The sequence below is a fragment of the Rhizobium subbaraonis genome (genome assembly GCF_900220975.1).
Taxonomy (GTDB): Bacteria; Pseudomonadota; Alphaproteobacteria; order Rhizobiales; family Rhizobiaceae; genus Mycoplana; species Mycoplana subbaraonis.
Map to the genome: position 1 here is coordinate 258,903 of NZ_OBQD01000002.1, position 11,129 is coordinate 270,031.

At 64.9% G+C, this 11,129-nt stretch carries 9 protein-coding genes; all 9 read right to left on the minus strand.

Annotated elements, in window-relative coordinates; genetic code table 11:
- Nucleotides 1-24 precede the first annotated feature (24 nt).
- Nucleotides 25-1,977: a MacB family efflux pump subunit gene (locus tag CRO48_RS03515; RefSeq protein WP_097136359.1), complete on the minus strand. Its 1,953-nt coding sequence runs from the start codon at nt 1,975-1,977 to the stop codon at nt 25-27.
- Between the two features lie 3 nt (nt 1,978-1,980).
- Nucleotides 1,981-3,192: an efflux RND transporter periplasmic adaptor subunit gene (locus tag CRO48_RS03520; RefSeq protein ID WP_097136360.1), complete on the minus strand. Its 1,212-nt coding sequence runs from the start codon at nt 3,190-3,192 to the stop codon at nt 1,981-1,983.
- Nucleotides 3,193-3,332: 140 nt separating this feature from the next.
- Nucleotides 3,333-4,493, minus strand: coding sequence for a fumarylacetoacetate hydrolase family protein (locus tag CRO48_RS03525; protein WP_097136754.1), 1,161 nt, complete (start codon nt 4,491-4,493; stop codon nt 3,333-3,335).
- Entirely contained in the window at nt 4,490-6,040 is a 1,551-nt protein-coding gene (locus CRO48_RS03530) for a sugar ABC transporter ATP-binding protein (RefSeq protein WP_097136362.1), read from the minus strand. Before CRO48_RS03530 ends, CRO48_RS03525 begins: the two co-directional genes overlap by 4 nt.
- Nucleotides 6,027-7,001 carry a sugar ABC transporter substrate-binding protein gene (locus tag CRO48_RS03535; protein WP_097136756.1) on the minus strand — a complete coding sequence of 325 codons (975 nt, stop codon included), beginning with the start codon at nt 6,999-7,001 and terminating at the stop codon, nt 6,027-6,029. The genes CRO48_RS03530 and CRO48_RS03535 overlap by 14 nt, the downstream gene beginning before the upstream one ends.
- 25 nt (nt 7,002-7,026) lie before the next feature.
- On the minus strand, nt 7,027-7,983 hold the full coding sequence (locus tag CRO48_RS03540; RefSeq protein ID WP_097136758.1) for an ABC transporter permease: 957 nt from the start codon (nt 7,981-7,983) through the stop codon (nt 7,027-7,029).
- Nucleotides 7,984-7,988: 5 nt separating this feature from the next.
- Complete coding sequence (locus CRO48_RS03545) at nt 7,989-8,759, minus strand: enoyl-CoA hydratase/isomerase family protein (protein WP_097136363.1); 771 nt, start codon at nt 8,757-8,759, stop codon at nt 7,989-7,991.
- A gap of 7 nt (nt 8,760-8,766) precedes the next feature.
- Nucleotides 8,767-9,915 carry a type 2 periplasmic-binding domain-containing protein gene (locus CRO48_RS03550; RefSeq protein WP_097136364.1) on the minus strand — a complete coding sequence of 383 codons (1,149 nt, stop codon included), beginning with the start codon at nt 9,913-9,915 and terminating at the stop codon, nt 8,767-8,769.
- 2 nt (nt 9,916-9,917) lie between these two features.
- Nucleotides 9,918-11,111, minus strand: a complete 1,194-nt coding sequence (locus CRO48_RS03555) for a CaiB/BaiF CoA transferase family protein (RefSeq protein WP_097136365.1) — start codon at nt 11,109-11,111, stop codon at nt 9,918-9,920.
- Between the last annotated feature and the right edge of the window lie 18 nt (nt 11,112-11,129).

Below are 11,129 nucleotides of genomic sequence, written 5' to 3' on the forward strand. Positions count from 1 at the left end.
TGATACATTGCGCCCCCGCACGGGTCATGACAACGCCGCCACCGGATCGAGCCGGGAAGCGTTGCGGGCCGGGAGATAGCCGAAGACAATGCCGATGAAGCAGGAGCAGGCGAACGCCACGAGCATCGGCGTCATCGAGAAGACCAGCGTGAAGCTGGTGCCGGCCGCATTGAAGGCGAGTCCGAAGGCCAACGCCGCCGCTATTCCCACCACGCCGCCGATGAGGCAGACGAGCACCGCCTCGATCAGGAACTGCTGCAGGATATCGTGGCGTCTCGCGCCGACCGCCATGCGCACGCCGATCTCGCTGACCCGCTCCGAAACGGATACCAGCATGATGTTCATCACCCCGATCCCGCCGACGACGAGCGAGATGACGGCAATGGCACTCACAAGCAGCGTCAGCGCCTGCGTCGTGCTGGTGATAGTCTGGCGAATATCGTCCGTATTGAGAATGAAGAAGTCCTTCGTGCCATGGCGGCGGGTGAGGAACTCCGTCACGGCCCGTTCGGCCACGGCGGTATCGACCGTGTCGTCCACGCGGACCGTGACGCTCCGGAGCGACATGTCGCCGAGGAAGCGCGCCTGCACGCTGGTATAGGGCAGGAAGATCGAGAGGTTGTCGCTGGAGCCGAACCCGCCCTGCTGCGACGAGATCACACCGACGACCCGGCAGGGAACGCTGCCGACCATGATGACCTGACCGATCGGATCGCGCCCGCTGTCGCCGAAGAGCGCCTTTGCGGCGTTCTCATCGATTACGGCATCCTGTGCGATGGACGCAACGCTGTCCGCGTTGAAAAGCCGCCCGTTAACGAGCGTGGAGCCCTTTACGACGAAATACTCGCTGCCGACGCCGTTGACGAGCGCATTGGCCTCCACCGCACCGAAACGGACGGTCTCAGCCGTGGAGACGGTCGGCGTGACCGCATCTACATAGGAAAGCTGCGACAGCGCGTCTGCGTCGGACACGACCAGCGTCTTGACCCTTGCGGCACGAACGTCACCGAAGCCGGTACCGGGAAATATCTCCAGGGTATTGGTGCCGAGACTGGATATGTTCGCCAGCACCTTCTGCTGGCTTCCGGTGCCGAGTGCCACGACCGAGATGACCGAGGCGATTCCGATGATGATGCCGAGCATCGTCAGGAAGCTGCGCATGCGGTGTGCACGCAGCGCCTTGATCGCCATGAAGAAGGCTTCGCGGAAGCGATCGACGCGCGCGCCGATCTTCGAAGGAGACGGTGCTTCGGGCGTCGCCGAAACAGCGGTCTCGACGCCGGCGGAATCCCTCTGCGAACGGCGGTCGGCGATGATGCGGCCGTCCGAAATCTCGATGATGCGTCCGGCGCGCGCGGCCACGCCGGGATCATGCGTGACGATGATGATGGTGCGCCCCTCGGCGTGCAACTCGTCCAGGATGCGTAGCACCTCGTCGCCACTCGCCTTGTCGAGCGCGCCGGTGGGCTCGTCTGCCAAGATGACCTCGGCGTCGTTCATCAGCGCGCGGGCAATCGAAACGCGCTGCTGCTGGCCGCCCGAGAGCTGCCCCGGCAGGTGCCCGGTCCGCTCAGCCATTCCGAGACGCCCAAGCAGGGCGGCAGCGCGCTCGCGCCTTTGCGAGCGGGCCCGACCGGCATAGACTGCCGGTATCTCGACATTGCCGAGCGCCGACAGTTCGGACAGCAGATGGTAGCGCTGGAAGATGAAGCCGAAATGCTCCCGGCGCAAGGCCGAGCGCTCGTCGTTTTCGAGCGTGGAGGTTTCCTGACCGGAAATGCGATAGGTTCCCGATGTCGGCCGGTCGAGCAGGCCCAGGATGTTCATCAGCGTGGACTTGCCGGACCCTGAGGAACCGACGATCGCCACCATCTCGCCCTTTTCGATGGTCAGGTCTATGTCCTTGAGGACGGCGATCGTGCCCTCGCCCGAAGCATACTCACGCCTCAGCTTTTCAACGGTTATCAGCGGCGTCATCGGTCAGAGTCCCATCGGCGGCGGGCCACCGGCGCGACCGGTCCTTGCGGGAGAGGCGCTTGTGCTCGCCGAGCTGATGACGACGCGCTCGCCCTCTTCCAGCCCGGAGCGGACCTCGGCGGTGATCTTGTTGTTCAGGCCGATTTCGACGCTCCGCTCCGCCACCGTGCCATCGGCGGCCATGACCCGTACACGGTAGCGCCCCGGACCTTCTGCCGTTCCCAGCGCAGAAGAGGGTATCGTCAACGCGCCCTTGGCCGCGCCGAGCACGACGCTGACCTCCACGGACATGTAGGTGCGGAAGCGACCGTCGTCATTGGGAACGTCGAACACGCCGATATAGTAGATTGCGGACGAGGAGGACGAAGACGAAGTCTGCGACGTCGAGGTCGAGGTCTGGACGCTGCTGTCACTCGTAATCGATTCCGGCGCGGGTTCGATCGAAGCGAGGACCGCGTCGTAGGCCGTTGCCCGGTCGCCGATCAGGCTGAAGCGGACCGGCTGGCCTTCCTTGACGCGCGTAATGTCGGCCTCGGAGATTTCGGCCCGCACGGTCATCGTCGTGAGGTCGCCGAGGATGACGATCGTCGGCGCCGACTGGATCGCATTGACGGTACGGCCTTCCTGGTTGACGACCGCGAGGACGGTCCCGTCCATCGGCGCGGTGATGCGCGTGTAGCCGACGTCGGCCCTGGCGGTCTCCACGGCCACCTCGGCCTCCGCGATCTGGGCGTCCAGCGCTTCGATCTGTGCGGCAACCATCTTGACGTCCGCTTCGGCCGACTGGAGATCCGCTTCCGAACCGACGTGCTTGGAAAAGATGGTCTGCTGCCGGCTAAGCGTCAGCCGCGCATTTTCGAGTTCGGCCACTTTTTCGCTGCGCTGTGCCTGAACGTTCGCAAGGGCTGCCTTCGACTTGCGCAGGGCGTTGTCCTGCGTGGTGGAATCGATCTCGGCGATGAGATCGCCCTCGCGCACGGTGTCGCCGAGCTTGACCTTCAGCGCGGTAATGCGGCCCGACACCTGCGAACCGACGGCGACCAGCCGCGACGGCTTGAGCGTGCCGCTCGCCAGTACGGTTTCCTCGATGTCGCCCCTCTCCACGTGTGCGGTGAGATAGCTGGCCGACTGTGCGGCTGACAGATCTTCCTTCAGGAAGAAGGCGGCAGCCGCGGCAAGCAGGCATAGTAGAATGATTGGATATCTGAGCTTCATGATCGACACTAATAACAGAACTACTTGGTACCGTTATTTAGTCGACCTGCGAACGTCAACGACTGCCCGCATTAAATCTTCGTAACCTTCAGGCAAGGGGAAGGCCGGCGGAAGATCCCGCCGGCCTTCCCTGAGGTTCGTCAAAGTAGCTGGCGTGCCGCAAGGTTGCGCATCAGATGCGAGGCCCCGAAAGTCCAGGGCGCACACTCGGTCGAGAGGCGGACGCGGTTCGTCAGCGCGCCGAGCCTGTCATTGGCGATCGTGACGATATCGCCGATCTTGTGGGTGAAGCCCTGCCCCGGCGCGTCCCGGTCTTCTGTCGGTGCGAACAAGGTTCCCATGAAGAGCATGAAGCCGTCCGGATACTGATGATGGCGGCCGATCGTCTGGCCGACAAGGTCGAGCGGGTCGCGGCTGATCTCCTTCATCGAACTGCGTCCGTCGAGAACGAAGCCGTCCTCGCCCTCGACGCGCAGCGTCAACTCGGCGTTTCGCACGTCGTCGATCGTGTAGGTAGCATCGAACAGGCGAATGAAGGGGCCGATGGAGCAGGACGCATTGTTATCCTTCGCCTTGCCCAGCAGAAGCGCGGAGCGTCCTTCCACGTCGCGAAGATTGACGTCGTTGCCGAGTGCTGCCCCCTGGACGACGCCGCGGGAATTGACCGCGAGCACGATTTCCGGCTCCGGATTGTTCCACTTGGAAATCGGATGCAGGCCGACATCGGCCGCGTGTCCAACGGACGAAAGCACCTGCGCCTTGGAGAAGACCTCCGCATCCGGGCCGATACCGACTTCAAGATACTGCGACCAGACGCCTTCCTCGATCAGCGCCTCCTTCACCTTCAAGGCCGCGGGTGAGCCGGCTTTCAGGTCGCGCAGGCTTTCGCCGATGACCGCGCTCACCTTCTCCCGGATCTTCTGGGCGGCATCGGGGTTTCCTGCCGCACGCTCTTCGATCACCCGTTCGATCATCGAGCGCGCGAAGGTGACGCCGCAGGCCTTCACCGCCTGCAGGTCGTTCGGCGCGAGAAGATGGACGGAATTCGCCTCGGGCGTGCCGACACCCCGTGCAAGGAGACCCTCGAGATCTGCCAGCACCGGCCCCTCCGCGCTCGCCGCATAGGCCGCAGCGTCTTCGCGCTCCAGCAGGTCGCGCATCGTCGGCACCGTCTTCGAGGTGATGTCGATCACGTTTCCGTCCCGCACGACCACCACGCTGGGCCCTGCCACTGCGGGGTTCCAGACCCTGCCGACAAAGACCCCGGTCGCAAATGCTTTCTGGTTCGTGCTCACGTTCAGTGCTCCTTGAATGCCATGGTCAGAATTCGATCTTCGGTCATCTCGGCGCGTTCGAGAACCCCCGCAAGCCTTCCCTTGGAGAGGATCGCGACGCGATCGCAAAGCGCCAGGATTTCCGGGACCTCCGAGGAGGCGACAATGACCGTCAATCCCTTGTCCGCCTCCCGGGTCACGATCTCGTAGAGATCGGACTTGGCGCCGACATCGACGCCGTGGGTCGGTTCATCCAGCAGAAGCAGGCGCGGATCGGCCATCAGGGCGCGTGCGAAGATGACCTTCTGCTGGTTTCCGCCCGAAAGCGTCGAGATCGCCTGCCGATCCGACGCCATGCGGATGCCGAGGCTGTGGCGGTGGCGCTCCACGCGACCGGCATCACCTGCGCGATCGGAAAACACGCCCCTGGCGAAGCGCCTGAGACTGCTGATCGCCGCATTGTCGCGCACGGAGTGCTGCGGCAGGATGCCCGCCGTCTTGCGTCCCTCGGGAACGAGTGCGATCCCCGCCCTCACCGCTTGGCTCGGATCGCGCAGCGACAGCTCTTTGCCGAACAGCGTCATCGTGCCGGCCTTATGGCGATGGACGCCGTGGATCAGGTCCAGCAGTTCCGTCCGCCCCGCGCCGACGAGCCCGAACATGCCGAAAATCTCGCCCTTGCGGATGTCGAGGTCGATACCCTCGAGCAGGCGATCGTCGGATACGCCGCGAAGCGACAGCGCGATCTCGCCGCCGCGCACGGACCGCGGCCTGTGCTCGTAGATCGCGGGCTTGCCGGTCATGTCGGCAATCAGTTGCTGCCTGTTCGTTTCGGCCGGCCGGCGCTCGCTGACGATCGCGCCGTTGCGCAGGACGACGACGCGGTCGCAGAGCGACATTGCTTCTTCGAGGCGATGGGTGATGAAGATGATGGCGGCACCCGCCGCGCGCGCCTCGCGGACATAGGAGAAGAAGCCGCCGACCTCGTGCGGCGTCAGCGAGGACGTCGGTTCATCGAGGATCAGCAGGCGCGGCTTGCGGCCCGCAGCCTTGGCGATCTCGATCAGCTGCTGCTCGCCAGCACGAAGCAAACCTGCCTCCTGGCGCGGATCGATGTGGCCAGCCCCCACCCGTTCGAGAAGCGCACGCGACGCCTCCTGCATGAGCCGGAAGTCCACCAGGCCGGCGCCGGTCTTCGCCATTCGGCCAAGGTGAAGGTTCTCCGCCACGCTCAGCGCGCCGATAACGGAGAGTTCCTGGTGCACGAAACTGACGCCGGCCGCGATGCCCTCCGCGACGGAGCCGAAGCGGACGGGTTCACCCTCCATCTCGATCGTGCCCATATCCGGCTGAAGGCCGCCCGACAGGATGTGCATCAGCGTCGACTTGCCCGCACCATTTTCGCCGAGGAGGCCAACAACCTCGCCCGCATGCAGGTCGAGATCGACGGAATGGAGCACCGCGTTGCCTGAGAAACTCTTGGCGATGCCGCGCGCCCGGATGAGCGGCGGCTGCGCCGAAGCGGCGGCTGCGTCCGGCGCAGCCGCCTCGTTCATGCGGTCACTTTGCATCATCGGACGTCAGCAGCTTTCCGGTCACCGGAATGACTTTCGCAGGCGGTTCCTGGCCGGCGACGACGTAGTTATAAAGCATCACGCTGGAATCGAGCGCCTGCTGGTAGGGCGCCTGGTCGAGGAGCCCGACCATCTCGCCCGTCTTCAGGTACTGCATGTTGTCGGGCGTATGGTCGAACCCGACGACGCCGACCTTGCCGGTGAGGTTGAGATCCTTGACTGCCTTCGCCGCGCCAAATGGGCCGCCCGCCGTCACATACACCATCGAGAGGTCGGGATTGGCGGTCATCATGTCCTGCACGAGCGAATAGGCCGATTCGGCCTTGTCCTTGTTCTCGAACGGCCCGACGATCTGGATGTCCGGGAAGGTGGCCTTGAGATAATCCAGCGCACCGTTCATGCGCTGGGTGTGCTGGGTGGCGCCGAAGTAGCCGGTGATGACGCCGAGCTTGCCCTTGCCGTCCATCTTCTCGGCAATGAACTCGCCGATCTGCCTGCCCGCCGAGGTCGCGTCCTGGCCGATGAAGGCAAGGCGCCTGGATTCCGTCGCCCCCTCGGCGACGATATTGAAGACCGGAACGCCCTCGTCGGTCGCCTCGTTGATGATGCGCGCCGTGCCGTCGAAGATCGGCACCACGACGATGCCGTCATATTTCTTGGCGAGCGCCCCCTCGATGCCGGCAACGACGGCTTCCGCAGAAAGCTCGTCGCCGAGATCGACGAAATCCACCGTCGCGTCGAACTTCGAAAGATAATCGTTGGCGGCCTTCGCCCCCTCCGTCACCGGCGTCCAGAACGGGTTGTTCTGGAACGACAGGAACGCGATCCGGACGGGCCCTTTGGTGTTTTCGACCGCGGCGACGCTGCCGCCCTGCGGCGCCTCGGCTGCAAGTGCGGGAAGCGACATGGTCGTGGCGGCAACCGCCGCAAGCGTCATAGTCCTGAGTTTGTTGAAAAGCATGTTCGTCTCCTCCATCAAATATCTATCAGTCGTCGTCGCCGCCGCGCTGCAGCCCGTCCAGGCCGACGGCGAAGATGATCACCAGCCCCTTCGTCACCACCTGCCAGTAGGCGGAAATGCCGAGCAGCACGAAAGCGTTGTTGAGAAGCGCCATCAGAAGCGCGCCGATGACCACCCCGAGAATCGAGCCGCGACCGCCACTGAGGGCGGTGCCGCCGAGGATGACGGCGGCGATGACGTCGAGTTCGTAGCCCATGCCGAGGTTCGGATCGGCACTGGCGAGATTGCCGGCAAGGATCAGCCCGCCCAGGCCCGCGAGCAGACCGCAGAACGCAAAGACGAAGAGCCGGATGGCGCGCAGGTTCACGCCCGCGAGCCGCGACGCCTTCGGATTGTCGCCGATCGCGTAGATTTCGCGGCCGATGACGGTCCGGCTGGCGAACAGGTGCACGACCACGGCCAGCACGATCATTAGCAGGAAGGACACCGGAATATCAAAGATGCGCCCGGCGCCCACGAACTCCGCAAAGCCGCCGAACGGCACCGGAATGCCGCCGGTCATCAGAAGCGCGATGCCGCGCGCGATCGAAAGCGTACCGAGCGTGGCGATGAACGGATTGATGCGAAAGCGGGTGTAGAGCACGCCATTGACGAGGCCGCAGGCAAGGCCTGTCAGCAGGCCCGCCGTGAGGCCAATGGCCTCGCTGCCCGTATCCCGCATCAGTACTGCTGCCACCACCGCCGACAGGCCGATTACCGAGCCGACCGACAGGTCGATGCCGCGCGCGATGATCACGAGCGCCTGGCCGAGCGCGACGATGGCGACGACCGAGGCCTGGCGACCGACGTTCAGCAGGTTGCGCGGCTCGAGAAAATAATCGCTTGCGAAGGAGAGGTAGATAGCGACGGCGGCAAGCATCGCGAAGACCGAGGCCTCACGATGGCGGCCAAGGCCGCGCACGAATGTCAGTCCTGCCTGCATGGCGATCACCGGCGCCTGAAGACAGGCGCGCGCTTTTCCTTGAAGGCGGCCCGTCCTTCGGCGGCGTCCTGCGTGGCAAAGCAGATCGTCTGCAGGTCACGCTCGTATTCGATCGCCTTGTCGATCGGCATCGAGACCGCGGCCTTCAGATTGGCCTTGGCCGTCTCGGCGGCGATCGGCGCCCGCGAGGCAATGACCTCCGCGATCGCGCGCGCCCGCGGCAGAAGTTCGTCCGGCGCGATGACTTCGCTGACGAGGCCCCAGGACAGCGCCTTTTCCGCCGGGATCGTGTCGCCCGTCATCAGCATCAGCGCGGCGTTGGAGGCGCCGATCGAATGCATGAGATGGGCGGCCATGCCGCCGCCACCGATCCAGCCGAGCTTGATCTCGGGGGCGGCGAACTGGGCATTGTCCGAGGCAATACGGATGTCACAGGACATCGCCGTTTCAAGACCGCCGCCGAGCGCATATCCATTAACGGCGCAGATCGTCGGCTTCAGCAGCGCGCGGAAGGCGTCGCAATAGTCGGGACGGTTGCGGAACTGCCATGGCGTCTCGTAGGTGTCGAGCTCGCGGATATCGGAGCCGGCGCAAAAGGCGCGTTCCCCCGCGCCCGTCAGGATGACGCACCGGATCGTGTCGCTGTCGTTACACTCTCCGACGGCGGCTACGATCGCATCGGCCATCTCCGGCGTCACCGCGTTGAGTTTCTGCGGACGGTTGAGCGTGATCGTGGCGATGGCACCGTCCACGGCAAAGAGGATGTCTTCGGTCATGTCATTCCTACCTTTCGCCGCCGGCTGAGCGGTGGCTTGCGTAAAGGGTCTGCAATCGATCGAGCGCGCCACCGGCCGGTGCCCCTTCCTCGAAGGCCTGCCGCAGCAGTGCCGACGCCTGTCCCTGGAAGGCGATGTAGCCGTCGTGGCGCGGGCGGACATAGGCCTGCTCCAGCGTATCGGCGGTGTTTTCGTAGAAGCTGCCCCACCGGGCATTCACCCCGCCGTCGTGCCAGGCCTCGCGGCGTGACGGCTGGCCGTCATGGTCGGGGATGAAGCCGACCTGCGCTTCCCGTCCCATCAGCCAGAGAAGGTGCTGCTTCAGGGCGGGGGTAACCTCGCATCGCTTGGAGATGCCGATGCCCGTCCCGCCCAGCGTCGAGCCCGGTCGTCCGCCGGCGACAGCCCGCGGTGCGTTATGGAAGGTGATCGCGTGGCCGCTGCCGGGGGCGGCATAGTTCACGTAGCCGTAGACCAGCGGGCAAAGGATTACGTCGTCGTTCTCAGCCATGTGGCCGAGGATTCCGATCGGGTTCTTGTCCCTGACAGACCGCGGACTGCGCGAGGCCAGATCGGACATCAGGTCGTAGACGCGCTTTCCGGTCTCGACGGAGACCAGAATGTCGGGGTCCCTTTCAGCCGGGGGCTCGCCAAAGGCGGCAGCGATCGACAGGAAGGAGAGCGCGGCGTGCGGGCCGGCAAGCGAAAGCGCCACCCTGCCCGTTTGCCGCGACAGGGAGACGACGTCTTCCCACAGGCCCGGCACGGCCGCGGGCAAGAGGTCTGTGCGGGCGGCCAGCACCTGCGTCGCCGCGTCGAGCGGCAGCGCCCAATGGGCGCCCGCGAACCGATAGCTGCGCAAGGACGGGCCGATGCTGTCCGCCTCGATCGCCCGCACCGTCTCCTCGCCGAACACCTCCCCCAGCGACTGGAGGCAATCCCCGGCGAGGGCCTCGCCGACATGCGGATGATCGAGCACGACGAGGTCGTAGCGCGCGCAGAGATCGGCGATCGGATGGGACTCGAAGCCTTCGAGCGGCTGCTTTTCCCATTCAATTGCAAGGCCGCTTTCGGCAAGCTCCGGGCGTCTTGCTGCCGCAGCGAGGGCGTTGTAGCCGCGCGGGTGGTCCCACGTCAGCCCTTTCAGACGCTGCATGGTCAAAGCTCCCCGGAGGCCACGGCCCCCGCCTGCTCCAGCCCGGCGATACGGGCGTCGTCGTAGCCGGCCTCCTTGAGGATCTCGCGCGTATGCTGGCCGACGATCGGCGCGCCGCGGTCGATGGTCGATGGCGTCTTGGAGAACTTGATCGGGAAGCCGGGCGTCTTCACCCGCCCCTCGGTCGGATGGTCATATTCGACGAAGGTGCCATTGTGCTTGATCTGCGCATCCTCGACGAGATCGGCATAGCCGTAGACCGGACCGCACCAGATGTCGGCGGCGCGCATCCGCTCCAGCCATTCTGCGGACGTTCGGGTCTTCAGTCGTTCGCGGGTCTTGGCGAAGATCTCGTCACGCTTGGTCCAGCTGTCGACTTCGTCCTCCATCGTCAGGAAGCTTTCCTCGCCGATCACCTCGCCCAGCGTCTTCAGCTTGGGGAAGGCGACGATGATGAACCCGTCGCTGGTGGCAAAGGCGCCATAGGGTGCGCGGATATAGACATGCGCGTGCGGTTCGGCCGAGCGGGTCTGCGGTTTGTTGCCGATGGTGAAAACCGACAGCTCCTGCATCTGGATCGTCGCGATCGCGTCCAGCATGTTGACCTGCACGAGCTGCCCTTCCCCCGTCCGCTCCCTGTGGAAGAGGGCCGCGAGTGCGCCTTCGAAGGCGCTGTAGGCCGTGATCGCATCAACGAGATACTGGCCGGCCGCCGTCGGCGCCTCGTCGCCGCGTCCGGCCGAAAGCATGGCGCCGGACATGCCCTGCAGCACGAGATCCTGTCCGGGCCGGTTAATGTAGGGGCCATCCTCGCCATAGCCGGACATGGAGACATAGACGAGCCGCGGATTGATCTTCGACAGGGTTTCGTAGTCGACGCCGAGACGCTTCGCCACGCCCGGGCGATAGTTCTGCAGGAAGACGTCGGCCGTCTTCACGAGGTCGAGCAACACCTGCTTGCCCTCGGCCGACTTGAGGTCGACGGCGAGCGACCGCTTGTTGCGGTTCAGCGACAGGAACGAGACGTTGATCTTGTTTCCGCCGGCCCCGCCCGCCGAGACATGCCGCTGCCATTCGCCGGTGACCGGCTCCACCTTGATCACGTCGGCCCCGAGATCGCCGAGCCTTTGCGCGGCGAACGGCCCGGCCATGGCGATCGAGCAGTCGAGGACACGAAATCCGCTAAGAATTCCCATTTCTTTCAGTTCCTTGAG

What these genes read in the sequence shown, in the direction of transcription:
- CRO48_RS03515 (WP_097136359.1), bottom strand. Translation starts at nt 1,977, where the DNA reads ATGACGCCGCTGATAACCGTTGAAAAGCTGAGGCGTGAGTATGCTTCG.
- CRO48_RS03520 (WP_097136360.1), bottom strand. Translation starts at nt 3,192, where the DNA reads ATGAAGCTCAGATATCCAATCATTCTACTATGCCTGCTTGCCGCGGCT.
- CRO48_RS03530 (WP_097136362.1), bottom strand. Translation starts at nt 6,040, where the DNA reads ATGATGCAAAGTGACCGCATGAACGAGGCGGCTGCGCCGGACGCAGCC.
- CRO48_RS03535 (WP_097136756.1), bottom strand. Translation starts at nt 7,001, where the DNA reads ATGCTTTTCAACAAACTCAGGACTATGACGCTTGCGGCGGTTGCCGCC.
- CRO48_RS03540 (WP_097136758.1), bottom strand. Translation starts at nt 7,983, where the DNA reads ATGCAGGCAGGACTGACATTCGTGCGCGGCCTTGGCCGCCATCGTGAG.
- CRO48_RS03545 (WP_097136363.1), bottom strand. Translation starts at nt 8,759, where the DNA reads ATGACCGAAGACATCCTCTTTGCCGTGGACGGTGCCATCGCCACGATC.
- CRO48_RS03550 (WP_097136364.1), bottom strand. Translation starts at nt 9,915, where the DNA reads ATGCAGCGTCTGAAAGGGCTGACGTGGGACCACCCGCGCGGCTACAAC.
- CRO48_RS03555 (WP_097136365.1), bottom strand. Translation starts at nt 11,111, where the DNA reads ATGGGAATTCTTAGCGGATTTCGTGTCCTCGACTGCTCGATCGCCATG.